Raw genomic sequence first — 21,396 nt, 5'->3', positions numbered from 1 at the left:
AAAGCTTTGGAGCGGACAGAGGGAATCGAACCCTCCTCGGTAGCTTGGAAGGCTACAGCATTACCACTATGCTATGCCCGCACTCCGAAGGTGGCTTTTTTATAATCCATCCCCCCTCTGCCCCGCAAGCCCCCAGTGGTTTTTTTACGCCTGCGCCCCCTCCCGCACGACAATAATCTGCAACAGGCACTTGACTTTAGGGCCACAACATATTTTGTTCCGCCTCCTGTGATGCCCGCAAGATTGTGGCTGGTCAGACGAACGGGTTTCCGTTATAGGTCTTTTCCAGCCGTGGCGGACACGCTGCAGGGGTGTAGCTCAATTGGCTAGAGTGCCGGTCTCCAAAACCGGAGGTTGTGGGTTCGAGACCCTCCACCCCTGCCAGATTTTCTCGTGGTGTACGGAAGGTTCCGCTTTTCACCTGTAAAATGCGGCTTTATCGTACAATCTGAGTGGTGTTGATTTAAGGCTGCCCCCTTGGCAACAGAGCGGGGCGGAACAAGGAGAGTGTGCTTCGTGTCGTTCAGTCCCGGTAAGTTCCTGCATGATGTGCGTACCGAGGCGGAACGGGTCACATGGCCCACCCGCCGCGCAACTTTTGTCACCACCGGCGCCGTATTGGCCATGGCAGGTATGGCATCCATCTTCTTCTTCGTCGTTGACCAGTTGATCGGTCTCGGCGTGCGTCAACTTTTCGGGCTGGGAGGCTGAGGAAACGGCATGGCCAAGCGTTGGTATGTGGTCCACGTCTATTCGGGCTTCGAAAAGAAAATCGCGCAGCACATCCGCGAAGATGCGGCACAGAAGGGGCTGAGCGACCATATTGACGAGATTCTCGTCCCGTCCGAGGAAGTGATTGAAGTCCGCCGTGGCCAGAAGGTGAACGCGGAACGCAAGTTCTTCCCCGGTTACGTACTGGTCAAGATGGAAATGACCGACGAGTCATGGCATCTGGTCAAGGACACCCCCAAGGTTACGGGTTTTCTGGGCACCAAAAACCGTCCTACGCCCATTTCCGCGGCAGAAGCCGAACGGATTATCCGCCAGACAGAGGAAGGCGTGCAGCATCCCCGCTCCGCCGTTACCTTTGAAGTGGGCGAACAGATTCGTGTGGCCGATGGCCCCTTCACGTCCTTCAATGGTGTTATTGAGGAAGTGGACGAAGAAAAAGGCCGCCTGAAAGTCAGCGTTTCGATCTTTGGCCGCTCCACTCCGGTGGATCTGGAGTTCAATCAGGTCGAAAAGCTGTAATTTTTCAGCCACAGATACGATTTTACTCAGGGCGGCCTCCGGGCCGCCTTTTTTATTGCTGATGTGCACCGTCCATCTGCCTTGCAAACTCAACAAACCCGTTCAGGTATTTGGAACACTCGGGCGTGTTACGGGTTGTATCCTTGTCTGTCAGCCTGACGTGGTTTTCGTTTTGCCAAGGAGTTACCATGCCTTTAACCCCGGCTCTTAGAGGAACAGCCCTTCTCAACAATGCCCTGCTGAACAAGGGCACAGCCTTTACAGAAGCAGAGCGGCGGGAATACGGGCTGGAAGGACTTCTGCCCACACAGGTGGAAACACTGGACCGGCAGGTGGAGCGAATCCACAGGCACCTCGAAGCCAAACCCAGCAATCTGGAACGCTACATCTATCTGAGCGGCCTGCGCGACCAGAACCAGACCCTGTTCTACCGGGTGCTCATGTCCAACCCCGCGCAGTTTGTGCCCATTGTGTATGCCCCTACTCTGGCGGCTGTCTGCCAGCAGTTCAGCCACATCTACCGCCGCCCGCGCGGCATGTACATCAGTCTGGACATGCGTGGCCGAATCCGTGACGTCCTGCGCAACTGGCCTACGGATAACGTACGCTTCCTGTGCGTCACCACAGGGGGGCGTATTCTGGGGCTGGGCGATATTGGCGTGAACGGCATGGGCATTCCCATTGGCAAACTCGACCTTTACACGGCCTGCGGTGCGGTCCCGCCGGAAGTACTCCTGCCTGTGCAGCTTGATATTGGCACAACCAACAGTGCCCTGCGGGCAGACCCGCTCTACCTTGGCCTGCGCAGGGAACCCCCTCCGCTGGAAGAGCTGGACGGGTTTGTGGAAGAATTTGTAAACGCGGTTAACGACGTTTTCCCTAACTGCTGCCTGCATTTTGAGGACTGGAAGGGCACGGACGCCCTGCATTATCTGGACAAATACCGCAACACGACCCTGTGCTATAATGATGACATTCAGGGCACTGCGGCCGTTACGCTGGCCGGCCTGATTACCGCGCTCAAGATCAAGAACGAAACACTGGCGCAGCAGCGCTTTTTATTCCTCGGCGCTGGCTCCTCCGGGCTGGGTACTGCGGATATGCTGATTTCCGCCCTGAAGCAGGAGGGCATAAGTGAGCAGGAGGCCATTGAGCACATAACGCTCATGGATGTGAACGGCCTGCTCGAAACATCCCGCACGGACCTGAGCCCACAACAAAAACGTTACGCCAAAGTCCTGCCTCCCTCGCGTGATCTGCTGGCCACGATCAGGTCCATCAAACCCACCGTGCTCATTGGTGTTTCAACCTGCGGGGGAGCCTTTACGCAGGAGGTTGTGGAAACCATGAGCGCGCTGAACGAACGCCCCATTATTTTCCCGCTCTCCCTGCCCCAGAAAAACGCGGAATGCACGGCCGAGCAGGCTTATGAATGGTCGCAGGGACAGGCACTTTTTGCCGCCGGTCTGCAATTCCCCGAAGTGGAAATGAACGGACGGACCTTCTACCCCGGTCAGGCCAACAATTTTTACATCTTCCCGGCTCTGGGGCTGGCTGTGTACGCCACATGCCCCAAACATATTACGGATGACATGGTCATTGAAACCGCCCGCGCACTGGCAGATCAGGTGGACCCTGCATCACGCGAGCGGGGCCGCCTGTTCCCACCCCAGAGTGACATTCTGGACGTATCGGTTACGTCTGCTGCGCGGATTGCCGAATTTATTTTTGATCAGGGTGCCGCAACGGTAGAACGCCCCAAAGATATTCGGGCCTGGATTGAAAGCCTGACGTACAGCCCACGCTACGCGGACTGATTTTTTACAGACCACAAAAAACCGGGGCCGTGTTTCTACCCCGGTTTTTTTTCGATTCGACTGGGTGTATGCAGTCAGGCGTCCATCGGGGGAGCCGGATCAAACCCGAAAACCCGTCCATAAAACGCCAGTTCCATGGTCCATGCCTGACGAATGGTTGCCTCCTGGCGGAAGCCATGCCCCTCGCCGGGAAATTCGTGCAACGTACAGGGAGCACCAGCCGCGCGCAGCGCCGCTGCCATGGCATGAGCCTGAGAGGGGGGAACAACCTTGTCCTCCGCCCCCTGCAACAGCAGCACTGGCGCTTTTATCCGGCTGGCGACAGAAAGGGGGGAACGCGCCACATAAACAGACTCCGCTTCCGGCCACGGGCCAACCAGACCATCAAGGTAGCGCGCTTCAAACTTGTGCGTCTCCTGTGCCAATGCGCGCAGGTCGGTAACGCCATACAGGCTGACACCCGCAGCGAACAGGTTGGAAGCCGCCAGCGCCAGCAGCACGGTCATTCCCCCCGCACTGGAACCACGAATAGCGATTCGCTCGGGGTCAACGCGACCAGTGGCCACCATATGGCGGCAGGCGGCAATGCAGTCCGCCACATCCACAACACCCCACTGGCCTTGCAGCCGTTCCCGCCAGGACCGCCCAAAGCCTGTGGAACCACCGTAATTGACATCCAGCACGGCAAAACCGCGGGATGTCCACCACTGCACCTTAAAGGAAAATCCATCCTGCGCCCGAGCGGTTGGACCACCATGCACCAGCACGATCATCGGGGGTTTTTCATCCTGTGGCACACAGGCACGGCTATTGGCGGGAGGGTAGAAAAAGGCATGCCCCTGCTGACTATCGCCCCCATCCACCGCAAAACGCACCGATTCGGGGCGGGACATATCCGCCGCCTGCAAATCCAGTATGGCAGAACGACGGAGTACCCACAGCCCACCCTGTCCGGCAGAACCCACCACCACGGCGGGCAGGGCATCTACTGGTGCCTGCACCCATGCAAACCGCCCGTCTGCCAACGCAACAGGGCATTGATCGGGCTGCCCTACAAAGCTGTGTATGTGGCCCTCAGCCGTGCGTACAAAACACTGGCCCTCTCCATCACACACGCTCAGGACCACACACCCACCATCGGCCAAAGGCTGGTAGCTGCTTTGGCCAAACACCCATGCGGGCTGGCCAATCTCCCCTTCCGGCATGGCATACGCTACCAGATGCGGAGCGGGCTGATGCACGACTTCCCAAACCCGCCAGAGTTCGGAACGGTCAGAAATCACAAGAAGGCGGCCATCTGCCGTCCAGCGCGGCTCCACCAGCGACTCGTCACCAGCCCCTCCGGCCAGAACCTGCACATCCTCAAGTGCCGTAATAATGCCATCTGCCCCGCGCACCACACGCCCCATGCACAGGCGCGTGGAATCCCACGGCATGTTCGGATGGTCCCACTCAATCCATGCCAGCAACGCACCATCAGGCGAGAGGGTAGGAGACATGTAAAAATCCGCGCCCTGTTGCAGGACCAGCCCATCCGGGCCAGCCCCCCAACCAAGGGTGACCAGTGCGCTCTGGGGCTCACCGGCTGCGCGGTGGTCCTCACGCACGGCCACAACCGAAGAACTGGCGGGGTCAAACCGCAGGTCGGCAAAGCGCACGCCCTCCGCCCCGGCCAGAAGGGTGGGGGATCCACTTCCCTGCCCCAGCAGCCAGACCTGCGCCGTGCGCCTGTCCGCATAGACGATACCGTAGGGGGAGACGGCATAAGCGCCTCCGCCATATTCATGCACGCGGGTCCCGACATCGGCCTGCGCGGGCAGTACCTCGGCCACGCCATCGGGTTCTGTCCAGCGCATCAGAACTGTCCGCCCCCCCTCTGCCGGGCGGCGCTCCAGCCAGAACACGGCCTGCCCTGTGCTGCGTACCTCTGAAAAGGTCAGGCTTTTACCAGCCACCAGAGTAGCCGTTACGGGGGAGGGCCAACTCCCGCAGCGCATGGGCTGGGGCACTTGAGCATGAGCGCTGTTCTGTTCCATCATTTCCCCAGTTTATCATGCAAAATCCCCTGAACGGAAAGGCATGTGCCGCTTTGCATTCCATGCTAGGCAGGGCATATGGACCTGCTGTTTTTTCCTGTGGGCTTGACATGACGGGAGTGACTCTGCTCCTCCCCACCCCTGACGATGTTCTCTCTGAATTGGATTGTCTGTCCTGTTACACGCTCTGGAATCCATCTTTTCGCTTGATTACCTGACAACCCTGTTCACCCGGTACGGTTATGGGGTGGTTGGAGTGGTTGTTATGCTGGAAAGCATGGGCCTGCCCCTTCCTGCGGAAAGCCTGCTGATTACCGGGGCCATTTTTTGCGCGACTACCCACAAGCTCCAGATCGAAGGCATTATTGTTGCCGGGGTTACAGGGGCGATCATGGGGGACAATCTGGGCTACCTGCTTGGCCACTATCTGGGCCTTGGAATTTTGCGCAAGCATGGCCCACGCTTTGGCTTAACTCCTGAGCGCCTGCTGCTGGGGCGTTATGTTTTTCTCAAGCATGGCGGGCCGGTTATCTTTTTTGGCCGCTTTGTGGCCATCCTGCGGATGTTTGTTGCCATACTGGCCGGAGCGAACCGTATGCCCTGGCATACGTTCCTGTTCTATAACGCACTTGGTGGCGTGTTCTGGGCTGGGGGGTACACAACATGCGCCTACCTGCTGGGAAGCGAGATTGCCAAACTCTCCGGCTGGCTGGCCGTAGGCTTTGGGGCCGCGACTCTGGTGGTCATTGGCGTGCTGTTCGTGTTCATCAAGCACAATGAAAAACGTCTGACGGAGGAAGCCATGAAAGCAGCAGAACAGGATGAGCAGCTCAAAGCCCCTAAACCATGATAGGCCGCAGTCCCTGGCGGGTTAACAGCACACAGCCGGACCTCCACGGGCGCGTAGCCCTTGTAACCGGCGCAAACAGCGGTCTGGGGTTTGAAGCTGCACTCGGCCTTGCCCACCGTGGCGCAAAACTTCTTCTACCGGTCCGCAACCCCGAAAAAGGGCAGAATGCTCTGGACCGCCTGCGCGCGGACTGTCCCCGGGCGGATATGACCCTGCTCCCGCTCAATCTGGCCTCCCTCCGCTCCGTGGCGGAATGTGCGCGAGTGGTTGGTGAGCTGACTGACCGGATTGATATCCAGATCAACAATGCCGGAATCATGGCTCCTACGCGGCGTATGGAAACCGAGGATGGATTCGAACTCCAGTTCGGCGTGAACCATCTGGGCCATTTTGCCCTGAGCGCACATCTGCGTCCCCTGCTTGAAGCGGCAAAGGGGGGAGGCGTGCTTGTAACCGTAGCCAGCCTTGCTGCGGGTAAAAACACCATCCACTTCAACGACCTGCAATGCCGCCACAGATATAGCCCGTTCGGGGCGTACCAGCAGAGCAAGCTGGCCAACCTGCTTTTCGCGCAGGAACTGGCACGCAGAGCGGGGGAACGGGGCTGGAACGTCCACTCCCGCGCGGCTCACCCGGGATGGGCGGCTACCTCCATTGTGGCTAACGGGCAGGCATCCACCCTGCCCAGACCACTGGGACTGATCGAACAGACCCTTGGCACGGCTATCCTGCGCGTTATGGGCCAGTCCGCCGCCAGAGGAGCCGAACCCCTGCTTTATGCTGCCCTCGCCCCTCAGGCGCGGGATGGAGATTACTATGGCCCGCAGGGCGCAGGCGAACGCCGAGGCCCACCCGGCCCGGCCATTGTGCCCCCCACAGCCCGCAAGACCAGTCTGGCCGCCCGCCTGTGGGATGTTTCGGAACGGCTGACCAACACGGCCTGGTAAAAACCGGGCCGCTTACCCGTGCGTGGAGCGGCGCGCACGGCTCTGCTGGCGCAGAACGCGTTCGATCCAGTCATTCAGTTTACGGGTTGTGTCTTCCGCCTCTTCCCGGTCCGGGTAGATGGTGGGGAAGCGCAGCGCCAGCCAGCGCCACGCCACCAGCCGCTTATGCCGTTTTTCGGCCCGCTCCAGTTCCTCACGCCCGGCCCGTTCGGCAGCAGGCAACGGGCCTGTGCCCGGTGGCAGCACACGGCGGCCAGCAGCATGGTCCGCCGCCCAGCCAACCAGACGCCTGATCCCGTTATCGCGGTCATCCACCGGGCACATGGCGTAGGACCAGCGGGTGGTCAGGTCCAGTCCTTCCACCCCTTCCAGCGCCGAGGCAATGGCAAAGGCCTGCTCCATATCCGACAGGCGGTAATTGGGATCATCCTTGCGCAGAACCGCCCTGTGAATGCGTGAGAGCACACCATACAGGCTTTGCGAGCCTATTTCGGACGCAACGGCTTTTACAATGTCCGCATCAGGCTGCACGTAGGGGCGCAGGTCATCGGGCAATTCGGCATCGGCATCCAACTGGCGGCGCACAAAGCTCGGGCTGCCTGCACCGGCCAACACGGCCACAACGCCTGTCTCATGCTTGCCAAAACGGCCCGCACGCCCGCCAATCTGCTTGACTTCCTGCACGGTCAGGTCACGTGTCTGGCGGCCATCATATTTTTTGAGCGCAGCAAACACCACCCGCTTGATGGACAGGTTAAGCCCCATGCCAATGGCATCCGTTGCCACCAGAATATCGGCCTGACCGTTGTTAAAGCGCTGCGCCTCCGCCCGGCGCACTTCCGGGCTGAGTGCCCCATACACCACAGCCACACGCTTGCCGTGCTGCATAAGGGCGGCCCGCAGGTCCAGCACCTCCCTGCGGGAAAACGCAATCAGCGCATCCCCGGCACCAAGGTCGGCCAGACGCACAGGCTGGCTGGCAGCCTTGAGCGGACTTTTACGCTCGAGCGAGATTTCGTCCAGCGGGTCGCCACATAGTTCGGCAATCCGGCGCACCATGGGAATACAGTCCGGCGCACCCAGCACATACAGGTGCCGCGCAGGTGCCCCCATAATGGCGGCGGTCCATGCGGCTCCGCGGTCCGTATCAAACAGCATCTGGGCTTCATCAATGACGGCAACATCAACCGGGCTGTAAAAGGGGCACATTTCCACCGTTGCGGCCAGATGCCGGCTTCCGGGGACTTCAATCCGCTCTTCCCCGGTGGACAGGGAGGCCTCAACCCCACGCGCGGCCAGCGCTTCACGGAACTCATGCGCCAGCAGGCGCAGGGGGGCGAGCGCCAGCCCGCTCTCCGCCTGTGCCAGCGCATTAAGGGCTGTGTAGGACTTGCCGCTGTTGGTTGGCCCCGTGACCAGCGTAATCTGGCGGTTGAGGGCACGCGCGGTGCGGAAATGGGCCGCGTATTTGTCCAGCGCCGCCACACGGGCGATCACCGCATTGGCGACCTTGCGCCCCATATCCGGCGCATGTTTGCTCTTACCCGGACCTGTTGCGGGGCCACGCTCCTCCTTGCGCCACTCGGACAGGTTGCCCCGCAGGGCCACAAGGGCTGCGGGGTCGAACTCCCACCGCTCCCGCCCACCGGGTTCCTGCACCTTACGCGCAACGGGGAGCCGATTCTCGGCAATCCAGCGCAGCGCCTCACGGTGGGAGCAGTGGAGGAGTCGCGGCACCTCATTGAACGGCACAAGGCTGCTTTCCCATGCCTTAAGGTGCTCTTCCTCCTGCGCGCGTTTGCTCTGGGCGGTTTTTTCTATCCGGCTGGCTAGCCGCTGGCGCTGTGCCTCTTCCTTGCGGGCGGTCTCCAGAAAGGGGTCGCCTTCAGGCAGGTCAAAGGCAATGGCCACGGCCATAAGCAAAAGGTCGGTCTGGGCGGGGGATGGCACACGCCCGATATCCACCAGATCCGCCTGAATGGCGGCAAACGCCGCATGGGGCGATGCCCCATACCCGCGCAGACGCGCCAGACTGACTGGTGCCAGAGCGTGCTCAAGCGCCTGATCATCCGCCGCCGGGTCGGTAATCCCACCGACTGCTTCTTCTATTTCCTCCCGCGTAATCCAGATTCGGCCACTGCGGCGCGTACGGTCCAGCAGGCGGGAAATCCATTTTTTGCGCCGCACCTGACACAGCGCAGCCCGATAGACCTCAACCGGAACTTCGCGCGCTCCGGGTTCAAGTGCCCGGGCAATGCGGCGCAGAACTTCTGTTTCTTCCTTGGGTTCGGGCTGGAGGCCCGTATGGGCCACGGCATGGGCAAGCGCTTCACGCGCGGGGGAGGCGGGGCTATCTGACGTCATGCCCTACTCTTGCGTCATCCCGGGCGGCGGAACAATGGGCCTTGCCCAATACTTCATGGAAAAATCAAACATTGCCCCCGCCAATGCAGGGAGCAACGCACTCTACGCTTGATATGACAGCCACCTTGTGCCCATTGTGCCCGCCACTGGCGGTTTGTGGCTTCCAAGCGAGGCTGTTCCTGCCCTGCTGTGTGAAGCAGGAACACGTCTTGTGACGAATTTGCACTGGCGTCCCACGCGCCTGCCCCTTAAAAACGCCGCCAAAGCACCAGGGTTGCCTTTTGCCTGTTGAAGCACTGCCCCCTTCGGGCAAAAGCGCGCCATCTATCTGATCTGCTATAAGCGGAGTACAAAGCGGTCCATGTCTGAAACCATTCTTGATAACGACGTTCTCCCCCGGATGTCTGCCTCTGAAGTGCCGAGCAGCCTGCTGCCGGTAGAAGGGCAGGACGGTATGTGGCACCTTGCTCCCCCTACCAAGGAGTACGGCCACCTTTACCCGGCCAAGGTGCTGACCGTGCACCACTGGACCGACCGCCTGTTCACCTTCACCACCACGCGTGACCCCGGCCTGCGGTTTGAGAACGGCCAGTTCGCCATGATCGGGATTGAAGTGGACGGCAAGCCCCTGCTGCGTGCCTACTCCATTGCCTCCCCCAATTATGCGGACGAAATGGAGTTCCTCTCCATTGCCGTGCCTGATGGCCCGCTGACCTCACGCCTGCGCCACGTCAAGGTCGGCGACACGGTTCTGATCGGGCGCAAGCCCACCGGCACCCTGCTGCTGGACAACCTGCGCCCCGGGCGGAACCTGTACTTCCTGTCCACCGGTACGGGTCTGGCTCCCTTCATGAGCCTGATCAAGGACCCGGAATGCTACGAGCGTTACGACCACGTGATCCTGAGCCACACGGTCCGTATTTCGGGCGAGCTGGCCTATGCCAACCACATCCGCCACGAACTGCCCCAGCATGAGTTCCTTGGCGAGGACATCAGCGGCAAGCTGCTTTACTACCCCGCCGTCACGCGTGAGGACTTTGCCGTAACCGACCGCATTACCAAGCTGATCGAAACCGGCAAGATCTTTACGGATCTGAACATCCCCGCGCTGGACCCCGAGCATGACCGCGTGATGATCTGCGGCTCGCCCGAAATGCTGGCCGATACGGAAGCCCTGCTTCAGGCCCGCGGGTTTGATGAAGGCAACATGTCCACCCCCGGTGCTTACGTGGTGGAAAAAGCATTTGCCGAACGGTAAAGGTAGTCCCACCTTACCGTAAAAGATCCTCAGCCCGGCACCAAAGGAGCCCTGCCCCATGACGTATGACTTTGATCTTCTGGTCATAGGAGCAGGCTCCGGCGGTGTTCGGTGCGCCCGCATTGCCGCCGGCCACGGCGCGCGTGTCGGTGTGGTGGAAAGCCGCCACTGGGGGGGCACATGCGTCAATCTGGGCTGTGTGCCCAAAAAGCTGATGGTCATGGCCAGCGATTATGCCGACATGGTGGAAGACAGCCACGGTTTTGGCTGGTCCACCGCACCGGGCACCCATAGCTGGCCAACCCTGATTGCCGCCAAGGACCGCGAAATTGCGCGCCTGAACGGTATTTACGTCTCCATGCTGGAAGAAGCGGGCATTACGCTCTTTGCCGGCCATGCCGAGTTTGTGGATGGGCATACCCTGCGTATGACCCCCTCTCCTCTGGCCCCCACGGAACAGCCCCGGACCATTACCGCCGAGCGGATTGTGATTGCCACCGGCTCCACCCCCACCAAGCTGGATATTCCCGGAGCCGAACTGGCCATTACCTCGGACGAGGCCTTTGCCCTGCCGCAGCGCCCGGAACGGGTGATCATGATCGGGAGCGGATATATCGGCATTGAATTTGCCGGTATCTTTGCAGGACTTGGCTCTAAGGTGGACCTTGTTTACCGCCGCGACCTGCCCCTGCGTGGCTTTGACGAGGACATGCGCACCGCACTGGCAGACGCCATAGATGCCCGTGGCATTACCCAGCACCACCATGCCAACCCCGCCAGCATTACCCGGAACGGCGCCGAACTGGTCCTGACACTGGATAACGGGCAGACCCTGCACGCGGACTGCATCTTCATGGCCACAGGCCGCCGCCCCAAAATTGATGCGCTGGGACTGGGCAGGACGTCCATCACCACCGCCGATAACGGCCGCATTCAGGTTGATGGTAACAGCGAGACGGCACACCCCGGCATTTACGCCATTGGGGACGTGACCGACCGGATCAACCTTACCCCCGTTGCCATTGCGGAAGGGCATAATCTGGCTGATCGCCTGTTTGGACAGGCCCCCCCGCGCCAGTGGTGCTACGCGACCACTCCCAAGGCGGTCTTTTTCTCCCCCCCCCTCGCCACGGTTGGCCTGACGGAGGAGGAAGCCACGCAAAACGGGGCGGTGGATATTTACCTGACCCGCTTTAACCCCATGCGCTACACACTGGCAGGTCGCGTGCGCAAAACGGTCATGAAACTGGTTGTGGACCAGCAGAGCCAGAAGGTGGTTGGCGTACATATTCTGGGCGACGAAGCACCGGAAATGCTACAGGCCGTAGCCATTGCCGTAACCGCCGGGCTGACCAAGGCTGACTTTGACTGCACCATTGGTATTCACCCCACCTCAGCCGAGGAACTGGTGACCATGCGCACCCGCACACGCACCACCCCAAAAGCTGACAAGTAAGGACACCCCCATGGCCGCATCCGCACAGAACACACCGCACAAGGCGCATGATCTGGCGCTCAAAAACGGTTCCGTTGTCCTGCCTGATGGCACGGTGGAAACAACGGTGTATGTGCGCAACGGCCAGATTAGCGCCATTGGTGACACGGCGGATGCAGCGCGGGTTATTGACTGTAACGGTCTGACCATTCTCCCCGGCGTGATCGACACACAGGTTCATTTCCGTGAACCCGGAGCCGTGGAAAACGAAGACCTTGAAACCGGCAGCCGGTCCGCCGTGCTTGGCGGGGTCACCGGCGTTTTTGAAATGCCGAACACCAAACCCACCACCTCCACGCCCGAAGCTGTGGCCGACAAGCTGGCCCGCGCCAAAGACCGGATGTGGTGCGAACACGCATTTTATGTTGGCGCAACATCCGACAATGCCGACCAGTGCGGGGAGCTGGAAAAACTGCCCGGCACTGCGGGGATCAAGGTGTTCATGGGGTCTTCCACAGGCAGCCTGCTGGTCTCTGATGACGCCATGCTTGAACGCGTCCTGCGCTCCGGCCAGCGCCGGGTGGCCATTCATGCCGAAGATGAAGCCCGGCTGATCGAACGCATGGGAGAACGTGTGGAAGGTGACCCCTCATCCCACCCCGTCTGGCGGGATGATGAGACCGCCTTGCGTGCGACCGCCCGCGTGCTGCATCTGGCCCGTAAAACCGGGCGACGTGTACATATCCTGCACATCACGACTCCTGCGGAACTGGAACTGATCGCCCAGCACCGCGACATCGCCACCTGTGAGCTGACCCCCCAGCACCTGACACTGGCTGCAGAAGAAGCCTACCCGCGTCTGGGCACATTTGCCCAGATGAACCCCCCCATCCGTTCCGCTGCACACCGCGATGGGCTGTGGCACTGGGTCACACAGGGCATGCCCGATGTTATTGGCTCCGACCATGCGCCCCATAGTCTGGCGAACAAGAGCAAACCCTACCCGGCCTCCCCCTCTGGCATGCCGGGAGTGCAGACATTGCTCCCCCTTATGCTCAACCATGTAGCCCACCATCGCCTGACCCTGCGTCGGCTGGTGGACCTGACATCCGCCGGTCCCCAGCGCCTGTTTGGTCTGGTGCGCAAAGGCCGGATTGCCGTGGGGTATGATGCGGACTTTACCATTGTGGACCTGAAGGCCCGCTGGACCATAGAACAGGACTGGCTGGCCTCACGCTGTGGCTGGTCCCCGTTTACGGGCGAGACCCTGACCGGCAAACCTGTTGGCACCGTTATTCGCGGGCAGCAGGTGATGTGGGAAGGAACTCTGGCGGACAAGGCAATAGGCAAGCCTTTCCGCTTTGACGCAACAGACAAATAGATCACTCAGAACTACTCTCTGCCAGACAGAGCATACACAGATCAGCAAAACACCAAACCAGATAAGCGGTCCAAAGACCGCTTATCTTCAAATCCGCTCCTATCTTCCCCCATACCCGGGGAAAATTACGCCCGCCCGGTTACTGGGCAAGACGCAGAGCCGAAATCTGCCCTGCAACACTGGAAAAAGCCGCCTGCATGTTCGCAGCACTTGGTGATTCGAAATAATGCTTACTATCCGTCACACACGCTTTCATTGTGTTAATTGCGGCATTATCCACCGATGACCCCTGATGGGTATAAAGAATAACATAAATATCTATACCCACAGCCTTCATATTAGAGCAGACCTGTAAAACAAGATTATCCAGTATGGGCCGAACAGTGTTCTGGAACCCATAATAATATCCACTTACAACCGCCAGCTTATTATCCAGCAAACGTCCAAATGCCGTTTCGTCACTATTCCACCATCCTCCCATATTGCTATAATAATCAGGCCATCCATAAAAACAGGGGCACATCTGATTGGTGCCATCAGTCATCAGCACAAGAATCTTCTTTGTGCTGGACTGTCCATAATCATATGGCATGTCTGGTAAGGAACTGGACCACAGCCCTTTCCACTTGGGACTGATGGTAAACCAGCCTGTCTGCAATGCATTCTGGATCAATGTTCCACCACGCTGCAGCATTGGCATAAGGCTGATTTCTTTTTCAACAGTCGCCTTTGACGCCGTCTCAGGCAACAATGCAAGCGGAGGACATCCTAAATTTGGACCAACCTCACTCGCCGAAACATTCGGAGTACCAGAAGCAGATAATGTAATCGGCTGCGTCTCCGTAATACCCGGCCCTGACTGGTTAGGAAGAGTCCAGTCATTATCACCCTGAAGGTAAACGCAACCGTACCACGGCCAGCAATAATCGATCTGTTGCTGATAAGTGCTTGGCCAGAAAAAAGGCTGGAACAGATAATTGGATACAGGCGGATTTTCACTCATATCTGCCGCGCCATTACTCGCGTAACGTGCAAAAACACACCCACTCCAACCATTTGGACCATATTTCAGAGTGGAAATATTAGCTGAGCTATCCAGCCAGTTTGCATGTGACGCCCCAATATTGACTTCACCACCAAACGGTACAACAGAAACCCATGTTGTTGTCGTTGTTGTACTATCCCCATAAACCGTTTCAACCAGATTGGTTGCACCAGTTTTAAGAGCTGCAATACCGTCCGACCCCAGTGAGTTTGTATTATCCAGCACAAGAGCAACCTCAAGCCCACCCCCTGCGGCAACGACCTGAGCCTGTGCTGTGACTGGAATCTGATTCCAGCCAAAAATTCTGACAAACACCATAGGGACATTTGCCGTGGCCGAGATGTTCAACGTAGACGCATTGACAAGCGTAAGTTGTGGACCAGGGGTCTGCGACCCCACAGGACCAAGCCCATTGGTAACATGGTTGACTGCAAAATTCTGCCAGAAAACCAGAGTAGCATCGGCGTTTCGGGTGGAAGATTTGACTTCCCTCCCAGCCGTAAGTGCAGCCGCATCAATGGCGGTCTGCAATCTTACGCGTGTCACATAGGTACGGGAAAAATCAATACCCATGGCAACAGATGCAATCATGGCGAACATGGCTAGACCAACAACCAGCCCCACAGCTCCTTTACGATCCATCATGTGCATTCTTTCGCTGTTGCCGTTGTATCAAGTCTGCCAATACCGATATTGGTGCCGAAAAAACGCGCCGGTAAAACAGACTGGCTGCTGAGCACTGGAGTGTCCCGATTGTTTATAAACCCCGAAGCAAATTGCCATAATCCAGGCTTGGCAAACGCTTCCACCACAACAAATGTCTGAATGGCAGTCATGGAGACACCAGATATCGCATATTGTGAAAGGCTTGCTGACGTAATCCCACTATTAAAAACACTGGAACCAACCCGCTTCTGCCAATAAATAGAGAGATTGTTATTCTGGTCCGGACCTATTGCGGTAATGATAACGGCCCCGTTTGTCGGGCCGGTAATGTCCAGAGGAGCGGCGATCTGCTGCGCATCGGCAAAAAAAACATTCAGGTCATACGGGTCTGAAATATGCTGGCACTGGGCAATAATCTGCCCGACCTGCGTTGTAACCGAGTGCAGGCGCATCCAGTTCCTGAATTCAAGAATGAGATCTGTTGCGCCCAACAGCAGCAAAAGAACAACCGGGGCAATAAGCGCGAGTTCCAGCGCGACAGAGCCCTTGCGATCAGCAGCTAATCGTGCCTGAAAACGGTTCATTTTTAACCAACGATGAGACTGTATGCTTCATACTCGGGGAGTTCATAAGCCACCTTCCAAAAAAAGTAAGGTAGGGCTGGGTGTAAACAAAAGTATAAATCATTGTATCTCCTCCAGCACCACCGAATCCACTTCCACTGGAAGACACAGGCGTCGCATTATTGACGGCCGATGTTATTTGCAGGTTTTCAGCTTTTAAAAACATGGGGGCACGTAACATAACAAGAAAAACAATAGCCTGAGCACGACATGTTGGAGAAGCCTTCACATTTGGTACAATCGATTGCCCAGTTGATGCAAAACGTATCGCTTCGTCCACACCGTTCCGCAGCGCAGCCTCCGTTTCCAGCTGCCAGCCAATTTCTATCGTTCCCACCACAACCATCATCAGAAACAGAAGCACCAATGCAAACTCGATTGCGGTTGCACCACGACGATCATTGCGCAGCATAAGGACGTGTCCTAAATTTGGAAAAAGATGCCATAACAATGTTTGCTTGCGCTTTTGGCATATCCTGCATCAACGTGTTCCGGGCGTCATTTCTGTACCCAGCCAGATATTGTGCCAAGGCAAAGTTGGCACGCACTCTGCTTGACGTCGTATCCGGCGCGGCAGCAATAGGTTCCAGAATTTCCAGCGCCTGAGCGTACTGCCCACTTAACACATACGACAAACCCAGATTGCTCTGGGCAGAAATTTTCATGGGATCAAGCCCCATGGCTGTCCGGTAGGCCGCCTGCGCAGGCACATATTGGCCCTGCAGGTCGTACGAAACGCCCAGATCAACCCATGCCTGCACATCACGCGGGTAACGCTTGACCATATCCGACAACAAAACCGTGGCCTGTGGTGGATCGTCCCTCAATTTAATTTTTGCTAGACCTTTGGTCGCCTCCAAAGAATGTGGCTGGTGTCGGAGAGCTTTCTCAAAAAAAATAGCCGCCGCCTGATTACGGCCCATACTGGCATTAACCTTACCCAATTCGGTCAAGGCTCTAGGGTCGTCCGGATGCTCGTTCAAATAATGCGTCAGCACTTCCAGAGCCGCCTGAGGGGCTCCGTCTCGCAATTCTGCATCCGCCTTGACAACTTCATCAGTCATCGCCGACTGGGTTCCGCAGCCTGCAAGCAACGGAAACAGCAAGAGCAGCAGAGCATTCATGTGTCTGATACGGTACATACTTATTGTACTCTTTTCGTCCCGCAATTATTTATAAAACGTCTGCACAATCTGCAGGAAAGCTGGTCCACCAGCAATAATAAACACGATGGGCAGAAAAAATAGGATCATAGGCAGCGTCAGCAATACCGGCAACTGAGCGGCGCGGGCCTCATACTCAATCATACGATTTTTACGAATTTCGACAGAAAGACTACGCAATGCAAGAGTCACGGACGATCCAACCTGAATCGTTTGGCTTAAGGAATTGGCAATACGGCGCATATCCAGTAACCCTGTACGAGTTGCCATCAAATGAAAAACTTCCCGACGATCAGTAATCATATTCATCTCCTGAGCCGTCAGTTGAAACTCAAAAGCCGTGCTGGGATTGACATTCTTCATTTCCAGCGCAACGCGATTAATGGCCGCTTCGATAGCCAAACCCGCATCTGCACAGATTACCAGCATGTCCAGAGCATCAGGAAGTCCTTTTTCTACCGCTTTAAGATAACTCTTTCTCCACTGCCGAATCAGGATATCTGGCAACAATAATCCAAAAATGGCTCCAGCAACAGGAGCAGCAATGTGCAGTACTGGTCTGGAAAAAAAATCGTAGGAAAAAAACCAGGCGATAAAACCACCTACCGGCAACAGAATCAGTTTACATCCCACAAAAACTTCCAGATAGTGCTCCCCAATATAAGAACTGGCGCGCAGGCTTTCGGTAAACGCCTGAATACTTTTTTGATCTATTATTCCACTTTTTAAAACAATTTGGCCTATTTTTTGAAATACTATTGAAAATCTTCCCCCTTTCTGCTCTTCAACAAAATTAGGGTCAAGTTCGCCCACACTGGCAAGCATACCTCTCAAACGCTTAGCACGCCTGTCATCATTCCGTGTTTTGACCACCAGAACAAAAACCGAGGCACAAAACACCACAAGTAGACAGAAAAAAATAATAATGTTCAAATAATGCGTCATTATAGGTCAAGAACTTTAATAATAATTACCCTCATGGTCACCATACCCATAGTCAGTAGAAGTAAAGCTACTGCCAACAGATAATGGCCAGACTGCGTTAAAAAGAGCTGGTTAATATAATCCGGGTTAACAAACTCCAACAGAAAAGCAACAAAAAAGGGAATTGCAGCCAATACATAGGAACTCATTTTGGCTTCGCTAGACAGTGCAAGACCCCGTTTATAAATGGCGATCTGCTGCCTGATGGTATCCGCCAGGGAGGACAGTACATCAGCCAGAGCCCCCCCGGTAGAAGACTGAATACTGATTACCGTCGCCAGAAAACGATATTCCTGAACATCAACCCGATCCGCCACAGCCTGCAAAACATCACCTAGGCTGCGCCCTACAGCAACCTCGTTCGCAATCACCTTAAATTCCCTGCACGTCGGCTCGTCACTTTCCTCGCTGACCACAATCATGCAGCGTGAAAGAGGTACACCAACCCGCAACGAACGAACCATCATACCGATCGCATCGGGAAATTGAGTATATAATTTTTTTTTGTATCTATTCCGCAAAAAATTACAAATAAACCTGATAGTAGCAACCCATATGAAAAAATTAATGAAAATACTCCACAACCCTATAACGCCAAAAAGATAGTAAAGCGTTATGGTTGGCAATATAGATGACAACAAGTATATCTTCAGCAATCCAACATCACTATGCGCATAATGCTGCGGATTATACTTCGAAGCCCATATCAAAAACTTCTTAATAAACCCGGATTCAATAATATATACAGCCCACTCCACCGGAGTACGCTGGCGTGGTTGGATGTTATGTAAAAGATAAGAACTGATTTCTTTATAAATACGCTTATTGCGACGATCTTTAGCTAAACTCAATTGATAAAGAACATACGCGAGGACATTAATGCCTGCAAAAAATAAAAATCCAGCAACCAGAAGGATACTGGTCATAAGGACACACTTTCAAATGCGGCGTTCCAGACGCCATCCATCTGATTATAAACGAGTTTTTCATAAAAACTGGGACGAATGCGCGACACTTCATAGCTTGTCAGCAGCTTGCCTTCCGCATCCTCACCATCAAACTGCATCCTGAAAATATCATTCAGAACAACAACATCCCCTTCAACACCGGATACGTCTGTAACCTGAGTAATCCGGCGGCCACCATCCCTGTGACGTCCAACCTGAATAATCATATCAACCGCACCAACAATCTGGTTGCGGATAGCAGAAATAGGCAAACCAAAATTGCCCATCTGCACCATACTTTCAATACGTGTCACGCCATCACGCGTGGTATTCGCATGGACCGTGGACATGCTGCCATCATGGCCGGTATTCATAGCCTGAAGCATATCAAACGCTTCCGGGCCACGGACCTCCCCGATAATAATACGGTCAGGACGCATACGCAGAGCATTCCGCACAAGATCACGCTGCGTTACTTCTCCCTTACCTTCCAACGACATGGGGCGCGTTTCCATACGCACGACATGCGGCTGCTGAAGCTGAAGTTCCGCAGCATCTTCAACGGTAATCACACGTTCGCCAAAATCAATAAAATGCGAAAGCGCATTCAGCAGCGTGGTCTTACCAGAACCTGTGCCACCGGAAATCACAACATTCAGGCGAATACGTGCAGCAATTTCAAGGATTTTGGCAACGGCAGGAGTACAACTGCCATTACTAACCAACTGTTGAAAACTGATTTTATGACGCGAGAATTTACGAATGGACAGATAAGGACCATCCAACGCCAAAGGTGGAAAAACAATATTTACACGCGATCCGTCTTTAAGACGCGCATCGACCATTGGACTCGATTCATCAACACGTCGTCCCACATCTGACGCAATGCGCTGACAAACAGATGCCAGATGCCGCGCATCCCGGAAGCGGATATTAGACGGGAGCGTTTTCCCGCTCCGTTCCACAAAAATGCTATTGGGCCCGTTGACCATAATATCAGCAATACTATCGTCATCAAGCAGTGGCTGAATAGGGCCTAAGCCCTTCATGTCATGAACAAGTTCAGTCGCAATGAGGCGCTGCTCACGCAGATTGAGCTGAATCCGCTGCTCCGTGGCAACCTGATCAACAACCTGTTCGACCTGCTCAAGCAGATCCTCAGCCGATAAAGATAAAACTATTGTTGGATCAAGTCGGTTTAAGCATAATGGACGCAAAATAAGTGATTGATCGGACAGAGTAGGACTTTCCACCTCTACGGTAGGTCCTATGCCTTGCGGAGCGGTTGGTTCAGCGTCAGGTACACTGAACTCGTCCTGCACAGTCTGCATCCGGCGCAGACGATCAACAATTTCATTTTGCTTGCTAGAGCTCATTTCTTAAACCGTGCTCCCAAAGCTTTAATTTTTTCTTTGATCTGTGCAAACAATCCCCCCTTGGAAAGAGAGGGACTCAACGTAACGGCAAGCGCATTATGTGCCAGTTGTTCAATAACCTGACGATACGCTTTGTTTTTTGTAATGACCAGCTTGCCGTCGATTTCTGCATTCCCACAATCCGCCGGAAGATAAGGCATCACTATATCAGGTTCTGTTCCAAGGCTCTGTGTAATTTCATCTAACGACAGGGAGCCAGGCCGCCCCATATTGTTTACAACAATAAACGGCTTGCTGACAGGTGAAACGCGAGGAAGGCTGGCCATGACTCTCAATGCATCACGCACAGAGACAATGCTGGGATCCATGATCAATATATACTGCTGCGCTTGCCCTAAAACACGCGTATACACGTCATCATCCGACCACTTTACTTCTGTCAGGACGAAACGAAACCGGGGCCGCACAAGCTCCATCAACCGGGTAACAGCATTACTCCCGATTTTGGGCAATGTGTTCAAATCCCCCATGCTCGACAGAACCTGCAAACGCTCACCAACTGCCTGCATACTCCGCTCAAGCAGCAGTTCGTCCATTCGGTCAGGAGTTTCCAGCGCAGAGCGAAAACCACCGTTCGTGGTAATATCCAATAATGTTGCCATTTTGCCTGCGCGCAGGTCAAAATCAATCAGCAACGAATACCTGCGGGCTTCTTCCGCCAGAAAATAAGCCAGATTCGTGGTGAGAGTCGTAGCCCCGACACCATCACGCACCCCTATGCAGGCGATCAGGCTGGCCCCTTCCATCAGGCGATGCGTGTCACGCCCATGGAGAATGATCGGACCAAAAATACGCAGGATCAGGTTACGGCTGAACGGACGATACAGATACTCCACCGCCCCGAACACGTGCGTCACACTACGGTAGAAATCCGCATCAGTTCGGTCACCCAACACCATAATGGTCACGTCGGGTGGCAATAATTCCGTAACTGTACGCAGAATACCTAATGCGTCACTTTCTCCACCAACATCAATAATCAGGTAAGATGGGAATTCATGTTTGCCCAGATAGGAAATCGCAAACGCCCCGGACCCACGCAGAACCTGTACTGTACCTGATCGGAGTTCTTTAAGGCATTCTGTTAACTGCGCTTCTGTATCGGCATCCTGCACAAAGGCAAGAACACTCCCCAACTTTACGTTATCGGAATCACCAGACTGTTCTTGAAGCTGTTCTGGGGTAAGTGCCAC

The 21,396-nt window shown here is 55.7% G+C and carries 18 protein-coding genes and 2 tRNA genes; 9 read left to right on the top strand and 11 right to left on the bottom strand.

Annotated features, from left to right (window positions below; translation table 11 throughout):
* Positions 1-7 precede the first annotated feature (7 nt).
* Positions 8-81 (bottom strand) — tRNA-Gly (locus AB2L51_RS06670).
* A gap of 226 nt (positions 82-307) precedes the next feature.
* Here AB2L51_RS06670 and AB2L51_RS06665 point away from each other — a divergent pair.
* The 4 genes from AB2L51_RS06665 (at position 308) to AB2L51_RS06650 (ending at position 3,068) form a co-directional block, all read left to right on the top strand.
* Positions 308-384 (top strand) — tRNA-Trp (locus AB2L51_RS06665).
* Between the two features lie 132 nt (positions 385-516).
* The gene (gene secE / locus AB2L51_RS06660; protein WP_059024606.1) at positions 517-711 is read left to right on the top strand and encodes a preprotein translocase subunit SecE; all 195 of its coding nucleotides are present in this window, start codon (positions 517-519) and stop codon (positions 709-711) included.
* Positions 712-720: 9 nt separating this feature from the next.
* The gene (gene nusG, locus AB2L51_RS06655; RefSeq protein ID WP_166114019.1) at positions 721-1,251 is read left to right on the top strand and encodes a transcription termination/antitermination protein NusG; all 531 of its coding nucleotides are present in this window, start codon (positions 721-723) and stop codon (positions 1,249-1,251) included.
* Between the two features lie 188 nt (positions 1,252-1,439).
* Positions 1,440-3,068 carry an NAD-dependent malic enzyme gene (locus AB2L51_RS06650; protein WP_395581811.1) on the top strand — a complete coding sequence of 543 codons (1,629 nt, stop codon included), beginning with the start codon at positions 1,440-1,442 and terminating at the stop codon, positions 3,066-3,068.
* 74 nt (positions 3,069-3,142) lie between these two features.
* On the opposite strand, the gene AB2L51_RS06645 is transcribed toward AB2L51_RS06650, so the two are convergent.
* Positions 3,143-5,107, bottom strand: coding sequence for an alpha/beta hydrolase family protein (locus AB2L51_RS06645; protein ID WP_408874556.1), 1,965 nt, complete (start codon positions 5,105-5,107; stop codon positions 3,143-3,145).
* Between the two features lie 262 nt (positions 5,108-5,369).
* Between AB2L51_RS06645 and AB2L51_RS06640 the strand changes: the two genes are divergently transcribed.
* A complete protein-coding gene (locus AB2L51_RS06640) occupies positions 5,370-5,954 on the top strand; it encodes a DedA family protein (RefSeq protein ID WP_395581888.1) in 585 nt (194 codons plus the stop codon).
* Positions 5,951-6,901 carry an SDR family oxidoreductase gene (locus AB2L51_RS06635; protein WP_395581810.1) on the top strand — a complete coding sequence of 317 codons (951 nt, stop codon included), beginning with the start codon at positions 5,951-5,953 and terminating at the stop codon, positions 6,899-6,901. Before AB2L51_RS06640 ends, AB2L51_RS06635 begins: the two co-directional genes overlap by 4 nt.
* Positions 6,902-6,913: 12 nt before the next feature.
* Here the strand turns inward: AB2L51_RS06635 and AB2L51_RS06630 are convergent, their stop codons facing one another.
* Positions 6,914-9,265: a helicase-related protein gene (locus AB2L51_RS06630; protein ID WP_395581809.1), complete on the bottom strand. Its 2,352-nt coding sequence runs from the start codon at positions 9,263-9,265 to the stop codon at positions 6,914-6,916.
* A gap of 361 nt (positions 9,266-9,626) precedes the next feature.
* Between AB2L51_RS06630 and AB2L51_RS06625 the strand changes: the two genes are divergently transcribed.
* The 3 genes from AB2L51_RS06625 to AB2L51_RS06615 are packed head-to-tail and all read left to right on the top strand — an operon-like array spanning position 9,627 to position 13,339.
* On the top strand, positions 9,627-10,523 hold the full coding sequence (locus AB2L51_RS06625; protein ID WP_166114003.1) for a ferredoxin--NADP reductase: 897 nt from the start codon (positions 9,627-9,629) through the stop codon (positions 10,521-10,523).
* 58 nt (positions 10,524-10,581) lie between these two features.
* Positions 10,582-11,979, top strand: coding sequence for a glutathione-disulfide reductase (gorA, locus tag AB2L51_RS06620; RefSeq protein WP_395581808.1), 1,398 nt, complete (start codon positions 10,582-10,584; stop codon positions 11,977-11,979).
* A gap of 10 nt (positions 11,980-11,989) precedes the next feature.
* Positions 11,990-13,339, top strand: a complete 1,350-nt coding sequence (locus AB2L51_RS06615) for a dihydroorotase (protein WP_395581807.1) — start codon at positions 11,990-11,992, stop codon at positions 13,337-13,339.
* A gap of 139 nt (positions 13,340-13,478) precedes the next feature.
* Here the strand turns inward: AB2L51_RS06615 and AB2L51_RS06610 are convergent, their stop codons facing one another.
* The 8 genes from AB2L51_RS06610 to AB2L51_RS06575 are packed head-to-tail and all read right to left on the bottom strand — an operon-like array spanning position 13,479 to position 21,396.
* Complete coding sequence (locus AB2L51_RS06610) at positions 13,479-15,029, bottom strand: TadE/TadG family type IV pilus assembly protein (protein WP_395581806.1); 1,551 nt, start codon at positions 15,027-15,029, stop codon at positions 13,479-13,481.
* Complete coding sequence (locus AB2L51_RS06605; RefSeq protein WP_395581805.1) at positions 15,026-15,634, bottom strand: TadE/TadG family type IV pilus assembly protein; 609 nt, start codon at positions 15,632-15,634, stop codon at positions 15,026-15,028. Before AB2L51_RS06605 ends, AB2L51_RS06610 begins: the two co-directional genes overlap by 4 nt.
* The gene (locus AB2L51_RS06600; protein WP_395581804.1) at positions 15,603-16,085 is read right to left on the bottom strand and encodes a TadE/TadG family type IV pilus assembly protein; all 483 of its coding nucleotides are present in this window, start codon (positions 16,083-16,085) and stop codon (positions 15,603-15,605) included. Before AB2L51_RS06600 ends, AB2L51_RS06605 begins: the two co-directional genes overlap by 32 nt.
* Positions 16,072-16,797 carry a tetratricopeptide repeat protein gene (locus AB2L51_RS06595; RefSeq protein ID WP_395581803.1) on the bottom strand — a complete coding sequence of 242 codons (726 nt, stop codon included), beginning with the start codon at positions 16,795-16,797 and terminating at the stop codon, positions 16,072-16,074. Before AB2L51_RS06595 ends, AB2L51_RS06600 begins: the two co-directional genes overlap by 14 nt.
* A 45-nt stretch (positions 16,798-16,842) precedes the next feature.
* Positions 16,843-17,781: a type II secretion system F family protein gene (locus tag AB2L51_RS06590; protein ID WP_400921210.1), complete on the bottom strand. Its 939-nt coding sequence runs from the start codon at positions 17,779-17,781 to the stop codon at positions 16,843-16,845.
* Positions 17,781-18,746 (bottom strand): type II secretion system F family protein, encoded by a 966-nt coding sequence (locus AB2L51_RS06585; RefSeq protein WP_395581801.1) that lies wholly within the window; start codon positions 18,744-18,746, stop codon positions 17,781-17,783. The genes AB2L51_RS06590 and AB2L51_RS06585 overlap by 1 nt, the downstream gene beginning before the upstream one ends.
* Positions 18,743-20,143, bottom strand: coding sequence for a TadA family conjugal transfer-associated ATPase (locus tag AB2L51_RS06580; protein ID WP_395581800.1), 1,401 nt, complete (start codon positions 20,141-20,143; stop codon positions 18,743-18,745). Before AB2L51_RS06580 ends, AB2L51_RS06585 begins: the two co-directional genes overlap by 4 nt.
* Positions 20,140-21,396 (bottom strand): CpaE/TadZ family protein, encoded by a 1,257-nt coding sequence (locus tag AB2L51_RS06575; protein WP_395581799.1) that lies wholly within the window; start codon positions 21,394-21,396, stop codon positions 20,140-20,142. The genes AB2L51_RS06580 and AB2L51_RS06575 overlap by 4 nt, the downstream gene beginning before the upstream one ends.

Source organism: Acetobacter fabarum, assembly GCF_040702925.2.
Taxonomy (GTDB): Bacteria; Pseudomonadota; Alphaproteobacteria; order Acetobacterales; family Acetobacteraceae; genus Acetobacter; species Acetobacter fabarum_B.
This window is presented reverse-complemented; position numbering and strand designations above follow the sequence as displayed.

Bases quoted from the DNA above. Each gene is read 5' to 3' on its own strand.
- AB2L51_RS06625 (WP_166114003.1), top strand. From the start codon at position 9,627: ATGTCTGAAACCATTCTTGATAACGACGTTCTCCCCCGGATGTCTGCC.
- gorA (WP_395581808.1), top strand. From the start codon at position 10,582: ATGACGTATGACTTTGATCTTCTGGTCATAGGAGCAGGCTCCGGCGGT.
- AB2L51_RS06635 (WP_395581810.1), top strand. From the start codon at position 5,951: ATGATAGGCCGCAGTCCCTGGCGGGTTAACAGCACACAGCCGGACCTC.
- AB2L51_RS06605 (WP_395581805.1), bottom strand. From the start codon at position 15,634: ATGAACCGTTTTCAGGCACGATTAGCTGCTGATCGCAAGGGCTCTGTC.
- AB2L51_RS06610 (WP_395581806.1), bottom strand. From the start codon at position 15,029: ATGATGGATCGTAAAGGAGCTGTGGGGCTGGTTGTTGGTCTAGCCATG.
- AB2L51_RS06630 (WP_395581809.1), bottom strand. From the start codon at position 9,265: ATGACGTCAGATAGCCCCGCCTCCCCCGCGCGTGAAGCGCTTGCCCAT.
- AB2L51_RS06590 (WP_400921210.1), bottom strand. From the start codon at position 17,781: ATGACGCATTATTTGAACATTATTATTTTTTTCTGTCTACTTGTGGTG.
- AB2L51_RS06640 (WP_395581888.1), top strand. From the start codon at position 5,370: ATGCTGGAAAGCATGGGCCTGCCCCTTCCTGCGGAAAGCCTGCTGATT.
- AB2L51_RS06650 (WP_395581811.1), top strand. From the start codon at position 1,440: ATGCCTTTAACCCCGGCTCTTAGAGGAACAGCCCTTCTCAACAATGCC.
- AB2L51_RS06645 (WP_408874556.1), bottom strand. From the start codon at position 5,107: ATGATGGAACAGAACAGCGCTCATGCTCAAGTGCCCCAGCCCATGCGC.
- nusG (WP_166114019.1), top strand. From the start codon at position 721: ATGGCCAAGCGTTGGTATGTGGTCCACGTCTATTCGGGCTTCGAAAAG.
- AB2L51_RS06600 (WP_395581804.1), bottom strand. From the start codon at position 16,085: ATGCTGCGCAATGATCGTCGTGGTGCAACCGCAATCGAGTTTGCATTG.
- AB2L51_RS06595 (WP_395581803.1), bottom strand. From the start codon at position 16,797: ATGAATGCTCTGCTGCTCTTGCTGTTTCCGTTGCTTGCAGGCTGCGGA.
- AB2L51_RS06615 (WP_395581807.1), top strand. From the start codon at position 11,990: ATGGCCGCATCCGCACAGAACACACCGCACAAGGCGCATGATCTGGCG.
- AB2L51_RS06585 (WP_395581801.1), bottom strand. From the start codon at position 18,746: ATGACCAGTATCCTTCTGGTTGCTGGATTTTTATTTTTTGCAGGCATT.
- AB2L51_RS06580 (WP_395581800.1), bottom strand. From the start codon at position 20,143: ATGAGCTCTAGCAAGCAAAATGAAATTGTTGATCGTCTGCGCCGGATG.